Below are 18,226 nucleotides of genomic sequence, written 5' to 3'. Positions count from 1 at the left end.
CGGCTTAATGAAACATTTCTTCAAGCTAATCGATAATCTGGAGAACTATCTCTGCCAGTTTCTCCTGGTTACCTTCGTAGCGCTGCTTTTCGCACAGATTCTGCTGCGCAACCTGTTCAGCTACTCGCTTCCATGGGGCGATGAGCTGGCGACATACGCCTTCGTCTGGTTTGCCTATCTCGGGGCGGTATATGCCACCAAGATGTCGGCGCACAACCGAGTGACGTTCCAGTTCAAGTTTCTTCCGCGCTGGGTGGAAAAGGTTTGTGGTCTTTTGACCGACCTGATCTGGATCGGATTCAATGCTGTATTTATCTATATGAGCTATGACTTCGTGTTCAACAGGATGAACCTGTTCTGGAAGTCTCAGACACTGGGCGTTCCGATGAAGTATTTCTATCTGATTCTTCCGATCGCCTTCACTGCCATGACGATCCGTATTCTTCAGAATAACTATTTAAGATTCATCAAGAAGGTAGATATCGTCGACCCCGAATCCCAGGAAGTCGAAAAACTCAAAAACACCGGTGGTGACGTGCAAGACACACCGGAAGGCGGGGAGAGATAGGCATGGATACGACGATTATTTACGTCCTGTTTGGGGTCTTCTTCCTGCTGTTGATCCTCGGAGCCCCGATCACAGTCTCCCTGGGGGTGGCCGCGCTGGCTACCTACCTCAGCCTGGGGGAAAACCCCATGGCATTCGTGCAGATCGCCTTCACCTCGGTGGGATCCTTTCCGCTGATGGCGTTGCCGGCGTTTATTCTTGCGGGAGCACTAATGGAGGCCGCGGGTATCTCCAAGCGGCTGGTGGATATCGCCGAGGCCTTCGCCGGACCGGTGACCGGTGGGCTGGCAGCGGCTACGGTGTTTGCCTGCATGTTCTTTGGCGCGATCTCGGGCTCCGGCCCCGCCACTACCGCGGCGGTGGGCATGCTGATGATCCCGGCCATGGCCAACCGTGGCTATGATCGAGGCTACGGCTCGGCCATTACCGCCTCCTCGGGTGGGCTGGGTGTTGTGATACCGCCGTCGATTCCCATGGTGATCTTCGGCATATCGGGTATGGGGCTGCAACCACCGCCGGAAGCCGTCGCCGAGCATGGCGCCTTTCAGACACTCTCCATTCCCAAGCTCTTTATCGCCGGCATCCTGCCGGGTGTCGTGATCGCCAGTTGCCTCTTGAGCATCAACTACTTTATTTCACGCAAGCGTGGCTATCGAGGCTTGACCGATCACTGGTCCTGGCCGCAGATCCGCGGCACCCTGCGCAAGGGTGTCTGGTCGATGCTGGCACCCATCATCATTCTGGGGGGCATCTATAGCGGTCTATTCACGCCTACCGAGTCCGCTGTCGTGGCTATCGTCTATACCTTGATCGTCGGCACCTTCCTGCACAAGGAGCTTGCATGGAAGCCCGCCATGCGGACGTTGGAGACCACCACCTGGATCACTGGACGCGTGTTGCTGATACTGTTCACGGCCACGGTCTTTGGGCGTCTGTTGGTGGAGCAGCGGGTACCGGCCTATATTGCCGAGGGGATGTTGAGCTTTACCGATAACATCTACCTGATCTGGGGCATGGTAATCTTCTTCCTGCTGTTTGTGGGTATGTTCATGGAGACTCTGGCGGCAATCATGATTCTGACGCCGGTGCTGCTGCCTATCATGTACATGCTGGGGATGGATCCGGTGCATGTGGGCATCGTCGTGGTCTGTGCCCTGGCGATTGGCTTCCAGACGCCACCACTGGGTGAGAATCTGTTCGTTGCTTCGGGTATTGGAGGAGCATCGATCGAGGAAATATCGCTCAAGGCACTACCTTTTGCCGGTGCTTCGATCGTGGCACTCTTTATCATTGCCTATTTCCCGCAGATCTCGCTGTGGTTACCCAGCCTGCTGGGCTACTGATCGGCCCACGATGAATCGCCATCAGGCCATGATGCTGGTGGCGGTCGAGGAGGAAGCATGAGTCATGGTATAGAGCGCATCCTGTGCTGCGTGGGTCTACGTGCTGATAGCGACTACGTGTTGCATCGAGCGATCTCCCTGGCACTGGCAACACAGGCCGAGCTGCATGTCTTGCATGCGGTCAAGGCACTTCCCGATGAAATGGCGAACACGCTGAAGGTCAATATTCGTGATCGTGACGTGCTAAATACATTAATGGAGCAGCGCATCGAGCAGGCTCGAGTTGAACTGGAAACCAGGCTCGATGCCTTCTGGCAACGCCACTCGCAACTGCATGAGGCCCTTGGCGACCGACAGATAGGTTGCACCGTGCTGGAAGGCTATCCATCGTCGGTAATTTCCCATTTTGCCAGCCGGGGAAAGTTTGACATGATCGTGGTAGCCGCCAACAAGCGTAGCTTTTCTGCCAGCTACGCGGGCAAGGTAACCAAGGGGGTGATCAAGAGGGCCAAAATCCCGGTAGTGGTGGTACCCAAGAGTTCTTGATAAGCAATGCATGAGTCGTTGGTTGATATAGGCAGAGATCGGGTTAAGTAACTCAGATTTGGCAAATGTCAGGCGCCACCCTTCGAAATGGGTGGCGTTTTTTTGTAATCATCAGCGATGTTCTTCAGTTATAAACTAACGTCAATTAGATGTTAGTCGTTGTGGTCCAATGTGGAAATCATTTCTGGACCTATCGGCTCTGTGGGTGACGTCCTAGTATCGAGTGTTGATATGGATTGGGCAAAAGACCTGTAGTCGTATGGATTGTGGCTATTTAAAGCAATGAGAGCCGCTTATTGCCAAGGGCTTTATGCTTTTTTGCTGGTTCCAGGTTTCGCAAGAAGCCCAAGGTGGGACAAGAAGAACGTAACCTAAAGACTTCCATAGGATGCCGGAAAAAATAGATTTTCTGACAATATCGTTGCATCTTTGGAACGAAGGAGAAATTTAATGGAACAAACCAGTCAGCTGAAGAAGTGTCTGAAACCGCATTGGGTATGGGCCATTGCATTTGGTTCCGCCGTCGGGTGGGGCAGCTTTGTGCTCCCCGCCGACTGGATCGCCACGGCAGGTCCAATGGGGGCCATCATCGGGCTGGCGATCGGGGCTCTGCTGATGATCATCATCGGCGTAAGTTATGGATTTCTGATAAAAATTTTTCCTGTGACAGGTGGAGGATTCTCCTACGCCTACCTGGGGTTCGGGCGCCAGCATGCGTTCTTCTGCGGGTGGTTCCTGACACTAGGATATATCTCCATCGTGGCACTGAATGCTTCCGCACTAGCTCTACTGGCGAAGTTTCTGGTGCCCGAAATAGCGACCTTCGGAAGAATGTACGCCATTGCCGGCTGGGAGGTCTATTTCGGAGAGGTGGCCATCGCCAGCCTGGCATTGATGCTGTTTGCCTGGATCAATATTCGTGGTGGTAGCCTCTCGGGAAAGAGCCAGTTCATCTTCTGCATGCTGCTGGTTGGCGGTGCCTTTCTGGTGGTTGTCGGGATGCTGGTTTCGCCTACCACGTCGTTCGACAACATGGTGCCGCTGTTTCAGCCGGAAAAGGCCACCTGGTCGGCGATTTTCGCCATCGTCGCCATTGCGCCCTGGGCCTATGTGGGATTCGACAGCGTACCCCAGGCGGCGGAGGAGTTCGACTTCTCACCGGCGAAGGCATTTATGCTGATTGTCCTCGCGTTGCTGATGGCGGCTGTGCACTACTCGGTTCTGATTGTCGCCACTTCGATCGCCATGCCCTGGACCGAGCTGGTGGCTAGCTCTCCGGTCTGGGGCACCGGTGAGATGGTGCAGGGCGTGCTGGGCAACCTGGGGCTCACGGTTCTGTCCGTGGCGCTGCTGATGGGGATCGCCACCGGTCTCAACGGCTTCTATATTTCCACCAGTCGCCTGCTGTTCGCTCAAGGGCGAGCGAAGTTCCTGCCCGAGATGTTTGCTCGGCTTCACCCCGTTCACGGCACTCCCTCCACCGGCATTCTGTTCACCTGCGGTATCTGCCTGCTGGCGCCCTGGTTCGGGCGTGAAGTGCTGCTGTGGATCGTCGACATGGCCGCCACCGGTGTGGCGATTGCCTACTTCTACTGCTGTGCGGTGGCCTACAAGTGCTTCAAGTGGTCTCCGGCCTGCGTGGGGCAACACTATGAGGGCTGCGTCTCGCCCTTCAAGAAGGTACTGTCGCTGATGGGGGCCCTTAGCAGCCTGTGCTTCCTGTCGCTGCTGCTGATTCCTGGTTCGCCGGGTGCCTTGAGCCTACCCTCCTGGATTGCCCTGGTGGCCTGGGGTGCCTTGGGAGCAGTCCTCTATGTCGCGCGTCGGCTGCATATTCACCAGATGCCCAAGCATAAGCTTGACCGCCTGATCCTGGCGGCCGGCGAGGGCTGACATCGAACGGCTGACTGGCTGAGATGGGGCCCTCGATCGCTACAAGGTGCTCGCAGGCCCCATGCTGTAGGATGGACTGCTAAGCCCACAGGGTGTCCTGAAGCTCCGATGCGATGCGCCGCATCAGCGGCGCCCATTCCTTTAGGCTTTCGATGGTGTGGCGCAGGCGAGGAGCATGAATGGCCAGCGTGGCCTGCATGCGACCTGCCTGGTCATAGACTGGTACCGCCACGGCAACCATGCCCTGAATGAATTCCTCATCATCGGTGCTCAGCTCCTGGCTGACAATCGTCTCCAGACGCGACTCGAGGTCGTCGGCCGTGGTGGCGGTGTAGGGGGTATGAGCTTCCAGCGGGAGGTGCTGGAGTAGTAAGCGTCGCTGATGGGGGGGCATCAACGCCAGGAATAGCTTTCCGCTGGCAGTGCAGTGAATCGGTAGGCGGGAGCCGGGTGGCAGCTGGATCCGCACCGGCCAGTTGGTCTCGACTCGCTCGTAGTACATGACCTCGTGGCCATCGAGCAGAGTCAGGTTGCACGTTTCGCCGACCTCATCTGCCAGACGCTTGAGCAGGATTCGCCGCGGAGCTTTCAGTCGCTCGTTTGAAAGCACTCCCATGGCGATGCAATGTAGGCGCTCGCCGGGCAGCAGGTGGCGACCCTCCAGATCGCGGATGACGAACTCCTGCTCCTCAAGCTGCTTCAGCAGGCGGTGTAGGGTTGGTTTGGGGATCTCCAGGCGTCGTTCCAGATCCGCGGCGCTCATGCCGTGAGGGGCCGTTGCGACGGCCTCGAGCAGCAACAGGCCCCGCTGTAGAGTGGAGTTGGTCGTATTGCGGCGTGAAGTGGAGCTGTCGGTCGGCATACGTAGGCCTCTTTGACGTGAAGCGGCAGTAAATGATCATGATAACGCGGCAAGCCCGAAGGGACTTGCCGCGTTTGCCGTTTACAGTGGTTAGCCGACAAGGAACAGCGACAGGGCCGGCCAGAGAGAAATTGCGATCCAACAGGTGATCAGGGCGATGAAGTAGGGAATCACGAACTTCACCAGGCGCAGATAGGGGATGCCAGTAATGCTGCTGGCCACGTAGAGGTTGAGACCAAAGAGTGGCGTTACGAAGCCAATGGCTGCCCCCACCAGGAAGATTACTGCAAAATGGATTGGGTCAACGCCGGCACTCTGGGCGATGGGCGCCAGAATAGGTGCCAGGATGATGGTGACTGGAAGGCTCTCCAGTATCATTCCGGCCACCAGGATCATCAGCATGCAGGCGCCCAGAATCACGTAGTAGTTGCCGAGCCCGCTGAGCAGCTCCTCGAGTGCCTGGCCGGCACCCAGCACCGACAGCAGCTGCTGCATCACTACTGAGATGGCGATCAGCGGCGCCAGCATGCCGGCGATCTGGCCGGAGCGCAGCATAATGCTGGGCAGGGCGGTGAAGCGGATCTCTCGGGTGATAAGAAGGCCTGCGATCAGTGTGAAGCCCACAGTGATGGCGGCGGCTTCGGTGGGCGAGAATTTTCCCGAGTATATGCCGTAGAGCACCACGCCGATGGTGGCAAAGCCTAGGTAGGCGCGTCGCGCGAATCGTGCACTGGCCCCGGCCTTGAACGGGATCAGGGTGCCCCAGCCATGGCGCTTGGCCACCAGATGACAAGCCGCCATCATGCCGAATACCATCATGGCGCCGGGGATCATGCCGGCGATGAACAGGTCGCTGATCGACAGGTTCATCATGAAGCCATAGACGATGAAGATGATGCTCGGGGGGATGATGATGCCGACGGTGCCCCCCGAGGCGGCGGTGGCCGCGGAGAACCGCTCGTCGTAGCCGTTCTTGATCATCTCGGGCTGCATGATGGAGCCGATGGTCGCGGTGGTGCCGGCATTGGAGCCGGAAATGGCGGCAAACAGGCCACAGGCGCCCAGCGTGGCCATGCCCATCCCGCCGCGCAGCCAGCCAAGCACCGAATAGGCGAAGTCGGAGAGACGTTTGGCGATGCCGGCGGCGTTGATCAGGTCGCCAGTCAGAATGAACAGTGGCAGGGCCAGCAGGCCAAAGAAGCTAAGGCCCTGGAACAGGGTGACGCCGATGTTGGCCAGGGTGAAGTCGATGATCAGGCTGGTCCCGACCACCCATAGGCCGATGACCAGGAAGATCGGTACGCCGAGGAGGAAAATGGTAGTGCAACCGGCCGTGACCAGGCCGATCATGAGTCCGTCCGTCATGTCGATATCTCCTAGTCCATGATCGAGGGTTGCAGGTTGAAGGGTTCGCGACGCCTGAAGCGGCATACGTCAACGAACAGGTTCTGCAGCACGCGGATGATGATCAGTGTCCAGGCAAGGGGCGTGGCAAGGTAGAACCACCACTGCATGACGCTGTTGGTGCCGGGCACGATGGCGAAGTTCATGTGCGCCAGCTGCACCTGGTCGATGGTGAAGTTGATCACCAGGGCGCCGAAGACGATCCATAGCACGGCGTCCAGAATCTGGCACAGGAACTGGCCGACGTAGGGCAGCCGCATGCGAATCTCGTTGAGCGACAGGTGGGTGCGCTGCTTGACGTTGAGCGAAGCACCGAACCAGGTCAGCCACAGGAACAGCAGCACCGGAATGCTGGTACTCCAGGGCGCCTGCAGATTGAAGAAGAAGCGCCGGATGACCTCGACGAAGATGATCCCGGCCATTCCGCTATAGGCGATAAGGATGATCGCCTTTTCCAGGTGGTCGTCGAGCCACTTCATCGGCACGAGCCAGGCCGGCCGCCGACGGAGCAGCGGGGCGCCCGTAGGCGTCCCCTGTGCGGTATGGGAAGTATCGCGGGCAGTCATTACACCCTCCACCAGCGCTTCGGCGCCACGTTGACCGCGGCCATGTCGCGGGGAATCTCCCGGGCGATGGTATGGATCTCCTGGTAGATGTCCACGCCGCCTGCCCAGGCATTGAGGCGCTCGCGCCACTGCTCCCAGGGCTCGGGGTTGAACTCCGGAGCGCACAGCTGTTCGGCCTGGGCGCGGATCTCATCAGATAGGGGGGCGACCCGCACATTATTCTCGGCAAACACGGTGCCTGCGGCGGGATGCTCGGTAGCGCCGACAATCTGGTAGCGGCCGGCCTCGTTCATACCCTGGGTGAAGATCTGTGCGGCATACGCCGACTCCATTACCTGTTCCTGCAGCTCGCTGCCCAGGCTTTCAAACTTGGACAGGTTCATTGCCGTGTGCTCGGTACCGGCAAAGAAACGCAGGTCGACCGCCTGGGAGACTACCGGCGCCATGCCGGCATAGGCGACCGCACTCATCCAGGTCTCGGCGCCATCGAGCAGGCCCTGGCGCAGGCCGTCGAGAGTTTCCTCCCAGGCCACCGGTACCGGGTTCAGGCCCAGCTGCTCCATGGCGATGCGTCCCATCTGAGTGCCGGTGACGCGGTTCTTGGTGCCCTGAAGCTCTTCCAGACTGGTGACCAACGGCTTGTCGGCCCAGTTTAGCCCCATCATCAGCCCGCGCAGGTCGCAGTGGGTGAACAGGAACTGCAGGTTGTGCCGCTGGCGAAGTGGTTCCCTCAACAGCGTCTCGCTGCGCTGGTCGTAGAAGAAGTGAAACATCGAGGCGACGGTCGGAAACATGTAGGCGAAGTCCAACACGTTCAGATAGGGCGCGCCGCCCGCAGAGTTCTGGGTAGAGGCGGAGAAGATATCGACGATGCCCTGCTGGGCCTTGCTGACGCAGTCGAGCTGGTTGCAGACCTCATTGCTGCCCATGAACTCGACCCGAATGGCGCCGTTGGTGCGCTCCTCGAGGTCCCGGGCGAAGAATAGCTGCCCGGACTTCTGAAGGTCGAGATTGCGCTCGTTGAAGCCTGAGGCGCCGAAGCGCAGTTGGAACTTCGGCTCACTCTGGTATCGCCTTTTCTGCTCTGACTCGGCGGCTCGGGCCAGGCCGCTGGCAGTGAGGCCAGCGCCAAGGCCTCCGGCGGCGAGTAGCGTCGAGGTCACACCGAAGCGCCCAGAGATGTTGAGAAAGTCGCGCCGCGAGAGGCCGAGACGGTTGGACTGAGAGGAAGTCATGAGGCGTTGCTCCCGAATCTTGTGGTTGATCTTTGGGGATGCGGGTGGTCTCGCGCAGATGGCATGTTAATTCAAGCGAGCCACTGGCCTCACCATAGAGCGCGTTTTGTTGCAGATCAAGAAAATTGAGTTTTTTTGTATCGATATTGACCGTTTGATTTTTTTGTATCAGCATAATTGAGACAAAAAGTCTCAAATAAATGGTGGATTGCAATGAAATCAACAACTCCAACGCAAAGCGCCTACGACTTCGTGATCGTCGGTGCCGGCTCGGCGGGCTGTGTCCTCGCCAATCGCCTTAGTGAGAATCCTGAGGTGTCGGTGCTGCTGCTGGAGGCCGGCGGAGCCGACTGGAACCCCTGGATTCATGTCCCAGTGGGGTATTTCAAGACCATGCACAACCCGGCCACCGACTGGTGCTACTTGACCGATCCCGACAAGGGCATCAAGGGGCGCCGGCTGCAGTGGCCCCGTGGCAAGGTCTTGGGCGGGTCGAGTTCCCTCAATGGGCTGCTGTACATTCGCGGCCAGCGTGAGGACTACGACGACTGGGCCGCGGTCGGCAACACTGGTTGGAACTACGACGCGGTGTTGCCGTACTTCAAGAAATCCGAATGCCAGGAGCGTGGCGCCGACGCGTTCCACGGCACCGGGGGGCCGTTGAAGGTGTCGGACTTGCGGCTACGGCGTGAGATTGCCGAGCGCTTTATCGAGGCAGCCAAGGCAGCAGGAATTCCCGAGAACCCCGATGTTAACGGGGCGACCCAGGAAGGAGTCGGCTATTTCCAGCAGACGTCCTACAAGGGCTTCCGCTGCTCGACGGCCAAGGCGTTTCTGCGCCCGGCGCTAAGGCGCAACAACTTGACACTAATCAAGCGTGCTCACTGCCAGCGGCTGCTGCTGGAAGGCAAGCGCGTGGTGGGGGTGGAATATCACCAGGGGGGACAGGTGCAGCGGGTGAGGGCCAATCGCGAGGTGCTGCTGTCCAGCGGCGCGATCGGCTCGCCCCAGATCCTGCAGTGCTCGGGTATCGGCGATCCTAAGCATCTGAGCGAGGTCGGTGTCGAGTGCCTCCATGAGCTGCCCGGTGTGGGGGAGAACCTTCAGGATCACCTGCAGATCCGGCTGGTGTTCAAGACGCGCTGTCGAACGCTCAATGACGAGGTGCGCCACCCGCTCAGGAAGCTGGCGGTGGGCACTCAGTATGCGCTGACTCGCAAAGGCCCCCTGACCCTTGCCGCCAGCCAAGTGTGCGTCTTTACCCGGTCGCGGGATGGATTGGAGCGTCCGGATATCCAGTTTCATATGCAGCCGCTGTCTGCCGACAAGCCGGCTGAAGGTGTGCACCCCTTCTCCGCTTTTACAGCCTCGGTCTGTCAGCTGCGACCCACTAGTCGCGGGTCAATCCGTATCACCAGTCCAGACCCTGGAGTCTACCCCTCGATCCAGCCCAACTACCTGAGCACGGAGGAGGACTGTCGTGTTGCTGTGGATGCGATCAAGGTTGCACGACGTATCGCCGAGCAATTGCCGCTGGCCGAGGTTATCACCGAGGAGTATGTGCCCGGGACTCGGTACCAGAGTGATGAGGAGCTTCTCGATGCGGCCCGCCAGTATAGCCAGACCATCTATCATCCGGCGGGGACCTGCAAGATGGGGCAGGACACCATGTCGGTGGTGGATGATCAGCTGCGTGTGCATGGCCTGGAAGGTTTGCGCGTGATCGATGCCTCGATCATGCCGGTGATCGTCTCCGGTAACACCAATGCGCCCACCATCATGATCGCTGAGAAGGCGGCCGACATGATCAAGGTGTCGCATGGGGTAACGTGTGGCGCCGCCTGAGAGGCAAGTGGTTGGTCTCAACCACGTCCATCAACTGGCGCTAACTCTGACAGGGTGGTCGAGGCACCATGCGCCATGAGGGCCACCATGTGCATTCCGCCTGCGCACGAGCCCCATACCCAGCGGGTGCGGCCAGGATTCAGGCCGACTCGAGCCGATGATTCCAATAATAAGCGGGACGCTTACCCTGTTGGGCGCCCCCTGTCGACAAAGGCGGCAATCTGGTCTGGCCCAGACCGCCGAGGGAGTAACTTTCATGTCCAGTCTCGAAGTCTCCAGGTTTTCCCCGACGCGTCTGATGGATGCCTTTCAGCAAAGAATGCCGGGTGTGTTGATCTGCATCACTATCGCCTTGGCCACGACGTTCATCGCCGATCACTATGGTGGTCCAACCCTGCTATACGCGCTGTTGTTCGGCATGACCCTGCACTTCCTCTCCGAGGAGGGGCGCTGCCTGGCCGGCGTTGAGTTCTCGGCGCGGACTATCCTGCGCCTCGGTGTGGCCTTGCTGGGGGTGCGGATCACCATCGAGGAGGTCGCCGAGCTAGGGATCGGCCCGGTGCTGACCGTCATCTGCGGAGTGGCCTTCACCATCGCCTTTGGTGCGGTCATGGCACGCCTGCTGAGGCTTGATCGCGATATGGGGCTGCTCACCGGTGGTTCGGTGGCGATCTGTGGGGCCTCGGCCGCGCTGGCACTGTCGGCGGTGATGCCGCGTAACGCTACCCATGAACGCAACACCATCATGACGGTGGCCGGCGTGACCACGCTCTCCACCCTGGCGATGGTCACCTATCCGCTGATTGTAGGGGTATTGGGACTCAGTGATACGGAAGCGGGGATCTTCCTCGGTGGCACCATCCATGATGTGGCCCAGGTGGTGGGTGCCGGTTACATGATTTCCCAGGATACCGGCGATGTCTCGACCTTCGTCAAGCTGCTGCGCGTGGCCATGCTGGTACCGGCGGTGATGGTGTTCATGTTCCTGTTTCGCCGTGAGCGTCAGGAAGAGGGGGGCGATCAAAAGGTGCCGATGCTGCCGAGCTTCCTGGTGGCCTTCGTCGCCCTGGTGATCGTTAACAGCCTCGGGTGGATTCCTCCGGTGGTGGTCGATGGCTTCACCGAGATGTCGCGCTGGTGCCTGGTCACTGCCATCGCCGCCCTGGGTATCAAGACATCCTTCCAGAAGCTGGCCGTGGTGGGCTGGAAGCCGGTGATCCTGATGGTAGCCGAGACACTGTTCCTGCTGCTGCTGGTGCTGGTATTTATCCAGACAGGCCTGGTAAGCCTTTAATTCGTGGCCCCGGTCGCCCGGCTACGGGCACTACCCGATACATTACGGGATGAGTAACAACGATCACGCCGGCCCCTGGGCCGGCGTGATCGTTTCATGGCACCGGATGAGACGGCGTCATGCTCAGAGAGGAGTCAGTCGGCGAGGTCCAGCCCCATCTGCCAGAAGTCGACCTCCAGGCGGGTGGCGTCGCGGAAGATGGTGGCCAGCTGCTCGAACCGCTCGGGCGTGACATCGGCCAGGCGGGCGTCGAGCCAGGCGATCTCGTCGTGCATGGCGGCCTGGAACTCGTCACTTGCATACATCTGCAACCACTTCTCGAAGGGGTTGTCCTCACCGCGAACGGTGAAGGGCTGCTCGGCCTGCCACTGGGAGATGACCCCGTAGCCGACCAGGCAGGGGGCCAGGGCCACATGCATGTCGAGCAGGTCGCCACGGTTGCCGGTATCCAGTACATAGCGGGTATAGGCCATGGTCGCCCGGGCTTCCGGCAGGCCGGCCAGGTCGGCCTCCGAGATGCCCCATTCGCGGCAGTAGTCGATATGCAGACCAAGCTCGACATCGATGATGGTCTTCAGGCCATCCAGGCTATGGCGCAGCTCGGTGATGTCGCGGCTCTTGTAGGTCGCCAGCGCATAGGCCCGCCCGAAGTGGATCAGAAACAGGTAGTCCTGCTTCAGGTAGTGACGAAATGCCTCTTCCGGCAGGGTGCCGGCGGCGAGCTGAGCCACGAAGTCGTGCTCGATATAGGCGCGCCAGTCGTTTTGGCAGGCCTGCGTAAGATCGCTGAATCGATAGCCCATCATGCCTCCAGTCAGGATAAGACATCCGGCATATGAGGTAGGGCGTAGGCGGAGGGTAGGGACAGAGAGGTGGCCTGGCTACCGCTTGATTCCTACGCCGGTACTAGCCGGGTCAGGTTCAACGGGCCTCGCCGTGGCGACAGTGATTGTCGTATGGCGATCTCAGCCGGTTCCACCGGCACCCCGTCAAGCGAAAGACCAGTCTAGCAGGTTGGTAGTTGACGAACATCTCTGGCCTCACTCATCCAGGGTAAGCCGCTTCCCGGTGGTCGGCGGCTCGGCCCTGTAGTGAATGAAAGACTGGGTTGGCATATCGCAGTGACGCTCTCTCGGCGGTGACGAGGGTTCGCCACCACGGAATATCTTCAGCGGCGGGGGAGACTCGCATAGCACGGGGGGCGGGGAGGTCTCGCTGGGCACCAGCAGCAGGCCCCGTCGGCGTAGCCCCCGGCCGAGGGACAGGCTGCTGCTCCATCGCACCAGCGGGGCGGCCAGCAGCAGGCCGAGCCAGACCGGGGTTAGCCACCAGAAGAAGGTCGGCGTGACCCACCAGGTAATGCCGGCCCAGAGGGCGCCGACCAGGGTGCCCGGCCAGGTATGGCGCAGGGCTTCGCGCCAGGGCAGGGCGCGCCCCTCCCGGGATTGAGGATCCCAGGTCACGGTACGCCCGCTGAGCACCTCGATCACGAAGCGGCTGTGGAAGAGCATCATCAGCGGCGCGATCAACATCGCGAATATGGCCTCCAGCAGGGCGCTGGCCACCAGTCGGGCGCGCCCGCCGTACTGGGCCGGGCTCCGTCTCAGGGCCAGGCAGACGCCCAGCACCTTGGGCATCAGCAGCATCGCCAGGGTGCCGACGAGCAGTGGCATGATCAGGTTGGGCGGGGCGATCGGCCAGTCGGGGAAGAGTTGGGCATTGGAGGTGAAGAAGTTGGGCTCGATCAGCGCACGCATCAAGGCGTCGATGGTGCTCACCACCAGGATCGCCAGCCAGATCAGCGAGGAGAGATAGGCCAGGGCGCCACACAGAAAATGCACGCGGCTGAGCATGTGCAGGCCGCGTCCCCCCAATAGGCGCAGGTGCTGCAAGTTGCCTTGGACCCAGCGACGATCGCGCTTGGCGTAGTCGAGGATCTGGCTCGGCATCTCCTCGAAGCTGCCGCCGAGGTCGGTGCGCATGCGCACCTCCCAGCCTGCGCGGCGCAGCAAGGCTGCCTCGACGAAGTCGTGGCTGAGGATGTCGCCGCCGAGGGGCGGCCGGCCGGGCAGCTCGGGCAGGCCCGCATGTCGGGTGAAGGCCTCGACGCGCAGGATGGCATTGTGGCCGAAGTAGTTGGCGGCGTCGGACTGCCAGAAGCTCAGCCCGGTGGCGAGCATCGGCGAATAGACCGCTGCGGCGAATTGGTTGGCGCGGCCGAACAGGCTATCCTGGCGGACCGGGATCGGCACCGTCTGCAGCAGGCCGAGGCGCGGATTGGCCTCCATCTGAGCGATCAGCTCGAGCACGGTATCGCCGCTCATCACGCTGTCGGCGTCGAGTACCAGCATGAAGTCGTAGTATCGCCCCCAACGCCGGCAGAAGTCCCCGAGGTTGCCGGCCTTGCGCCCGGCGTTGCTGTCGCGATGCCGGTAGTGGAGCCGGCAGTGGTCGGCCAGCCGCTCCTGCAGGGCCGCCATGACGGCCTTTTCATGCATCACGATGGTCGCGTCGGTACTGTCGCTGAGCACGAAGGCCTCGATGTGGTGCTCGAGGGGGATCGGCGACAGGTCGCGGCAGGTCGCCTCGAGGCCGGCAGCGACCCGCTCGACATCCTCGTTGTGGATCGGCATCACCAGGGCAGTGCGTGAGTGGACATCGCTGGGCCGTCGTGGCGACGACACTCGGGCCAGACTCAAGGGGTCGCGGCCGGCGAGGGTCAGCGTGAAGCCGATTATGCCGCTCCAGAAGGCGATGGCGATCCAGCCGAAGGTGATGCTGAACAGCGTCAGGATGGCGAACTCCAAGGGGGTCAGGCCCCCGACGTGGAGAATGCGGAACATCGTCCACATGCCTAGGCCCGTCGTGACGGCGACCAGCAGGGCGAAGACCAGCCGGCGGGTGCGACGCCAGGGGACATGGACCCTGGCGATCTCGGGCTCAGCGACGTTCATCGGGATACCAGACATAGCTCCAGGTCTCGGTCAGCGGTTCGCCGTGCAGGGTCAGCGCCAGGCGCATATCGGCCGGGGCATCGCCTTCCGGGGCAAGGCGGAAGGCGGCGCGCCAGGTCTCGCCATCCGGGAGACGCTGGACGCGCGGCTCGAGGATGTCGCCGCTGGAGGTCGTCAGTCGCACCGCCACTGGCTGGTCATCATCGAGCCCCTGGAGGGTAGGGCCCTGGAAGTCGACGATGAAATGGCGTCGGCTGACCGGAGGCGGGTCACTCTGTCCCGGGATGGCGCCCCATCCCTGGCGGGTGCGAATCACGTGGGCGAGCTGCTGGTGCGGCGGTGTGACACCAAGGGTGCGTAGCCGATAGCGGAAGGTACGCGACTGGCCGGCCTCGAGGGGGCGCTCGGGGACCCAGTAGGCGGTGATGTTGTCATTGGTCTCGCTGTCCGATGGAATCTCGACCAGCTCGACGTGTCCCTTTCCCCAATCGCCGAGGGGCGTCACCCACTCGCCGGGACGCGCCTCGTAGCGGGCTTCGGCGTCCAGGTAGGCGTCGAAGTGGCGTGGTCGCTGAACCAGGCCGAAGCCCTGCGGCGCGCTGTCCTGAAAGCTCGACAGATGCAGCGTCTCCGGGTTGCTCAGTGGACGCCAGATGCGCTCTCCACTGCCGGTCTGCAGGGCCAGGCCGCTGGAATCGTGGACCCGCAACCGATAGTCGTCGGACGGATAAGCGGCGATATCGCCGTGCATGAACATGCTCGTCAGCGGGGCCACGCCTAGCTTGGCAATGTCTTCCCGGGCGAACAGCCGCGCCTCGGTATCGACGACGGTCTGGCTCCCGGGGGCGATATCGAAGCGGTAAGCACCGGTGATGGAGGGGCTGTCGAGCAGGGCATACACGGTCATGCGCGTGGCCTCGGGGCCGGGCTCGACCAGCCAGAACTCGCGGAAGGCGGGAAATTCTTCGCCCTGCGGTGAGGCCGTATCGATGGCCAGGCCGCGACTCGAGAGTCCGTAGCCCTGCTTCCTGCCGACCATCCGGAAGTAGGAGGCGCCAAGAAACACCATGAATTCATCGCGGTAGTTACCGCTGTTCAGCGGATAGTGGAGCCTGAAACCGGCATAGCCCAGGTCGTCGAACTCCAGCTCCGCCAGGTGGGCCGCGTCGTCCTCGTAGCGGAAGCGAGACGCGTCGAAGGGTAGATGGTGCACCTCGCCGTCCGGCGCGACCAGGTTAAGAGCGACCGGGTGGTCGTAGAGGAACCCCGGATGAAACAGCTGCACCTCGAACAGCCCCTCGCTGTCATGCCACAGGGATCGCTCGGGGCGGAATCGGATTTGGCGATAGGCGTCGTAGTCGAGTTCGGCCAGGGCCGCCGGTTGTTCGTTGGCGAGCGCGCGGTAAGGGGACTCGGCCAGGCGCTCGGCGCGGGCGGTGATCGTGTCGAACAGTGCCTCCTCGGTCTCGGGCGTGGCGTTGGCTTCCATGGCCAGTGCCGCGCCCAGCGAGAGTGCCAGGAAGCGGATCAGCGATGTCATGCGGTGACTCTCCTCGGGATCCCGCCGGCAATCCCTGCGCAAGCCGGTCCGGGGGGGCCATGTTGTATATCGTTATTATTCTTTGAGGTGCCGCTATCTGGATTCAGGATAGCGGATGCTGGAGTGTTGGTCAGTGTCGTGCCGAGATCGTTCCCCGTATGGGGGCAATCACCTGGGGAGCAGGGTGGCGCGTTCGGCCGCCAGGGTCACGTCACGCGCGGCAGCGTTGCCGTACAGGCGCAACCGGGTGACCTCGACCCGGCCGTGAACCAGCGTCCAGGCGTGCTGCCACTCAACCGGCAGCCGCGGTAGCCGTGTTAGTAGATCCGAAAGCGCCGGTGCTCGTGATGCCCCTCCTGCTCCTGGATCACCTTGCGGTAGCGCTTGTACTCCCACTGGTACTGGGCCGGGTCCAGGGCGATGGTAGCTTCGACGCAGGCGTTGACCCCGGTGGCGGACTCGACCTCATCGGGTGAGTAGACACGCTCATCGGCCGCGAGGAAGTGGATCTCGAAGCCCCGCCCGGGGATACGGCGTGCCACCCCGGTGACCACACGGGCCTCGGTGCGGGCGACGAGCTTGGGGAGCAGGGTGGCGGTATAGGCCAGCCGATCGAAGAAGGGGGCGAAGACGCCGCTGCCCCAGCTCGGTTCCTGGTCGGGCAGGATGCCGATCGCCTCGCTGCGCTTCAGTGCCTTGAGCAGAGCCGCCACGCCACGCGGGTTGGTTGGCACCAGGCTTGCCCCCATGCGCTCGCGCCCGGCCCGGGTCACGGCGTCGAGCTCGCCGAGCTTGGGCGGCTCGTACATGGCGGTGAAGGGGAAGTGGCTGGAGAGCCAGAAGTTGAGCACCTCCCAGTTGCCGAAGTGAGGGGCCAGCACGATGACCCCGCGCCCCTCGGCACGCGCCTCGTCGAGCAGCTCACGACCGTGAATGGCCAGCAGGGAGGTCTCGATGCGCTCTGGCCTGCCCATCCAGGCGAAGCCGATCTCGAGCATGGTGGCGGAGGAGTGGACCAGGCTCTCGCGGGCGAGGCGGCGCAGCTCGGCGGGGCGACTCTCTGGATAGACCTGGGCCAGGTTGGCCTCGGTGACGTCACGCTCGCGGCGGCTGAAGCGATGCACCAGCGGGCCGACCAGGCGCGCGAGCCGCCATAGCGTGGTCAGGCGCCGACCGGCGAGCGTTCGCCACAATCTCTCGATAGCGCGGGCCTGGAGAGTGCTGACAAGGGTGCTTGTACGAGAAGGAGCCTTGGCCATGGGTTACACCAGCCAGGTGTCCACATTGTCGGGAGAGCGCTTCTCCTGGAGCCCCTTGAAGCCCTTGACGCAGCGAATCACCAGCCACACCACGGCCACCAGCCAGAGGACGAAGCCGATCAGCACGAACATCAGTACGCCGGCCAGGCAGAAGTAGAGCAGACCGATCCAGAAGGTGCGGATCTGATAGCGGTAGTGACGCTCGAGCCACTCGGGGCCCTTGCCGCGATAGACATAGGCAATCACCACGCCGACCAGGGCGGTCAGGCCGCCGGTGATGATGCTCGCCAGATAGAGGGCATAGATGACCATGGGGAGCGTCGTGTCGACCGGCTCGGGACTCTCGATGACGATGTTCTCACTGTGCGGGTTTTCACGCTGCGGGTTGTCGCTCATGGCGGGGCTAACGTCCTGGTTCTTTATGGAAATCGGTGTCGCACATGATACCCGGCGAGGGCGGCAATGCCACCGTCGGGGATCAGGGTGCGTCGTCGGTTTCTGGAGTGCTGCGCAGCGGGCGGCTGATCTCCAGCAGGTTGCCGTCCGGGTCGCGCAGGTAGAGCGACTCGATCTGGCCGGTGGCGCCCTGACGCTGTACCGGCCCCAGCTCGATCTCCACGTCGAGTGCCTGCAGGTGGCGGGCGACCTCGTCCAGCGGCAGCAGGCTGCGCAGGCAGAGATCCAGGCTGCCGGGCGTGGGGGTGCCGGCGCGGGGCTCGATATCGGTGGCCGTCCAGTGCAGGCGCAGCGCCATGTCGCCGAGGATCAGGTCGACGCGTTCGCGGTCGCGGTAGCGCACCTCCAGCCCCAGCACCCGGGAGTAGAAGTCGACCGCACGGGAAATATCGGTCACGGTGATGACCAGATGGTCCAGACCTGACAGCATTCGTCTCTCCTTGGAGAATAGGGGTGTTGCC

General features: G+C 61.8%; 16 protein-coding genes and 1 riboswitch. Of the genes, 6 read left to right on the top strand and 10 right to left on the bottom strand.

All coding sequences use genetic code 11. The annotated features are described in order from the left end of the window. The first annotated feature begins 7 nt into the window (after window positions 1-7). From RM463_RS04175 to RM463_RS04160, 4 genes are all read left to right on the top strand, one after another. Entirely contained in the window at window positions 8-568 is a 561-nt protein-coding gene (locus RM463_RS04175; protein WP_195687992.1) for a TRAP transporter small permease, read from the top strand. Window positions 569-570: 2 nt separating this feature from the next. Next, entirely contained in the window at window positions 571-1,911 is a 1,341-nt protein-coding gene (locus tag RM463_RS04170) for a TRAP transporter large permease (protein ID WP_195687993.1), read from the top strand. 57 nt (window positions 1,912-1,968) lie between these two features. Continuing rightward, entirely contained in the window at window positions 1,969-2,457 is a 489-nt protein-coding gene (locus RM463_RS04165) for a universal stress protein (RefSeq protein WP_195687994.1), read from the top strand. Window positions 2,458-2,907: 450 nt separating this feature from the next. Continuing rightward, entirely contained in the window at window positions 2,908-4,350 is a 1,443-nt protein-coding gene (locus RM463_RS04160) for an APC family permease (RefSeq protein ID WP_311429099.1), read from the top strand. A 79-nt stretch (window positions 4,351-4,429) separates the two neighbouring features. Here the strand turns inward: RM463_RS04160 and RM463_RS04155 are convergent, their stop codons facing one another. The 4 genes from RM463_RS04155 to RM463_RS04140 form a co-directional block, all read right to left on the bottom strand. Further along, window positions 4,430-5,212 (bottom strand): IclR family transcriptional regulator, encoded by a 783-nt coding sequence (locus RM463_RS04155; protein ID WP_195687995.1) that lies wholly within the window; start codon window positions 5,210-5,212, stop codon window positions 4,430-4,432. Between the two features lie 90 nt (window positions 5,213-5,302). After that, the gene (locus RM463_RS04150; protein ID WP_311429098.1) at window positions 5,303-6,577 is read right to left on the bottom strand and encodes a TRAP transporter large permease; all 1,275 of its coding nucleotides are present in this window, start codon (window positions 6,575-6,577) and stop codon (window positions 5,303-5,305) included. Window positions 6,578-6,588: 11 nt separating this feature from the next. Next, window positions 6,589-7,182, bottom strand: coding sequence for a TRAP transporter small permease (locus RM463_RS04145; protein WP_311429097.1), 594 nt, complete (start codon window positions 7,180-7,182; stop codon window positions 6,589-6,591). Continuing rightward, window positions 7,182-8,417: a TRAP transporter substrate-binding protein DctP gene (locus tag RM463_RS04140; RefSeq protein ID WP_311429096.1), complete on the bottom strand. Its 1,236-nt coding sequence runs from the start codon at window positions 8,415-8,417 to the stop codon at window positions 7,182-7,184. Before RM463_RS04140 ends, RM463_RS04145 begins: the two co-directional genes overlap by 1 nt. A 213-nt stretch (window positions 8,418-8,630) precedes the next feature. Here RM463_RS04140 and RM463_RS04135 point away from each other — a divergent pair, with 213 nt between their 5' ends. Together RM463_RS04135 and RM463_RS04130 are read left to right on the top strand one after the other, a co-directional pair. Then, entirely contained in the window at window positions 8,631-10,262 is a 1,632-nt protein-coding gene (locus RM463_RS04135; protein WP_311429095.1) for a choline dehydrogenase, read from the top strand. A 256-nt stretch (window positions 10,263-10,518) separates the two neighbouring features. Beyond that, entirely contained in the window at window positions 10,519-11,556 is a 1,038-nt protein-coding gene (locus RM463_RS04130) for a putative sulfate exporter family transporter (RefSeq protein WP_311429094.1), read from the top strand. 134 nt (window positions 11,557-11,690) lie between these two features. Here the strand turns inward: RM463_RS04130 and tenA are convergent, their stop codons facing one another. From tenA to RM463_RS04100, 6 genes are all read right to left on the bottom strand, one after another. Beyond that, entirely contained in the window at window positions 11,691-12,359 is a 669-nt protein-coding gene (gene tenA, locus RM463_RS04125) for a thiaminase II (protein WP_311429092.1), read from the bottom strand. 72 nt (window positions 12,360-12,431) lie between these two features. After that, a riboswitch (TPP riboswitch) is annotated at window positions 12,432-12,555 on the bottom strand. Between the two features lie 41 nt (window positions 12,556-12,596). Then, on the bottom strand, window positions 12,597-14,510 hold the full coding sequence (mdoH, locus tag RM463_RS04120) for a glucans biosynthesis glucosyltransferase MdoH (protein ID WP_311429091.1): 1,914 nt from the start codon (window positions 14,508-14,510) through the stop codon (window positions 12,597-12,599). Then, the gene (locus tag RM463_RS04115; RefSeq protein WP_311429090.1) at window positions 14,497-16,050 is read right to left on the bottom strand and encodes a glucan biosynthesis protein; all 1,554 of its coding nucleotides are present in this window, start codon (window positions 16,048-16,050) and stop codon (window positions 14,497-14,499) included. Before RM463_RS04115 ends, mdoH begins: the two co-directional genes overlap by 14 nt. Window positions 16,051-16,367: 317 nt before the next feature. Further along, window positions 16,368-17,309, bottom strand: a complete 942-nt coding sequence (locus RM463_RS04110; RefSeq protein WP_311429089.1) for a lipid A biosynthesis acyltransferase — start codon at window positions 17,307-17,309, stop codon at window positions 16,368-16,370. A gap of 3 nt (window positions 17,310-17,312) precedes the next feature. Beyond that, window positions 17,313-17,705 (bottom strand): hypothetical protein, encoded by a 393-nt coding sequence (locus RM463_RS04105; protein ID WP_311429088.1) that lies wholly within the window; start codon window positions 17,703-17,705, stop codon window positions 17,313-17,315. An 82-nt stretch (window positions 17,706-17,787) separates the two neighbouring features. Further along, the gene (locus RM463_RS04100) at window positions 17,788-18,195 is read right to left on the bottom strand and encodes a VOC family protein (protein WP_132041328.1); all 408 of its coding nucleotides are present in this window, start codon (window positions 18,193-18,195) and stop codon (window positions 17,788-17,790) included. Between the last annotated feature and the right edge of the window lie 31 nt (window positions 18,196-18,226).

Origin of the sequence: Halomonas sp. LES1 (genome assembly GCF_031846005.1) — a bacterium.
Classification (GTDB): Bacteria; Pseudomonadota; Gammaproteobacteria; order Pseudomonadales; family Halomonadaceae; genus Halomonas.
This window is presented reverse-complemented; position numbering and strand designations above follow the sequence as displayed.

Excerpts from the sequence above, each read along its gene's own strand:
- RM463_RS04175 (WP_195687992.1), top strand. The coding sequence starts at position 8 with ATGAAACATTTCTTCAAGCTAATCGATAATCTGGAGAACTATCTCTGC.
- RM463_RS04170 (WP_195687993.1), top strand. The coding sequence starts at position 571 with ATGGATACGACGATTATTTACGTCCTGTTTGGGGTCTTCTTCCTGCTG.
- RM463_RS04165 (WP_195687994.1), top strand. The coding sequence starts at position 1,969 with ATGAGTCATGGTATAGAGCGCATCCTGTGCTGCGTGGGTCTACGTGCT.
- RM463_RS04160 (WP_311429099.1), top strand. The coding sequence starts at position 2,908 with ATGGAACAAACCAGTCAGCTGAAGAAGTGTCTGAAACCGCATTGGGTA.
- RM463_RS04155 (WP_195687995.1), bottom strand. The coding sequence starts at position 5,212 with ATGCCGACCGACAGCTCCACTTCACGCCGCAATACGACCAACTCCACT.
- RM463_RS04150 (WP_311429098.1), bottom strand. The coding sequence starts at position 6,577 with ATGACGGACGGACTCATGATCGGCCTGGTCACGGCCGGTTGCACTACC.
- RM463_RS04145 (WP_311429097.1), bottom strand. The coding sequence starts at position 7,182 with ATGACTGCCCGCGATACTTCCCATACCGCACAGGGGACGCCTACGGGC.
- RM463_RS04140 (WP_311429096.1), bottom strand. The coding sequence starts at position 8,417 with ATGACTTCCTCTCAGTCCAACCGTCTCGGCCTCTCGCGGCGCGACTTT.
- RM463_RS04135 (WP_311429095.1), top strand. The coding sequence starts at position 8,631 with ATGAAATCAACAACTCCAACGCAAAGCGCCTACGACTTCGTGATCGTC.
- RM463_RS04130 (WP_311429094.1), top strand. The coding sequence starts at position 10,519 with ATGTCCAGTCTCGAAGTCTCCAGGTTTTCCCCGACGCGTCTGATGGAT.
- tenA (WP_311429092.1), bottom strand. The coding sequence starts at position 12,359 with ATGGGCTATCGATTCAGCGATCTTACGCAGGCCTGCCAAAACGACTGG.
- mdoH (WP_311429091.1), bottom strand. The coding sequence starts at position 14,510 with ATGAACGTCGCTGAGCCCGAGATCGCCAGGGTCCATGTCCCCTGGCGT.
- RM463_RS04115 (WP_311429090.1), bottom strand. The coding sequence starts at position 16,050 with ATGACATCGCTGATCCGCTTCCTGGCACTCTCGCTGGGCGCGGCACTG.
- RM463_RS04110 (WP_311429089.1), bottom strand. The coding sequence starts at position 17,309 with ATGGCCAAGGCTCCTTCTCGTACAAGCACCCTTGTCAGCACTCTCCAG.
- RM463_RS04105 (WP_311429088.1), bottom strand. The coding sequence starts at position 17,705 with ATGAGCGACAACCCGCAGCGTGAAAACCCGCACAGTGAGAACATCGTC.
- RM463_RS04100 (WP_132041328.1), bottom strand. The coding sequence starts at position 18,195 with ATGCTGTCAGGTCTGGACCATCTGGTCATCACCGTGACCGATATTTCC.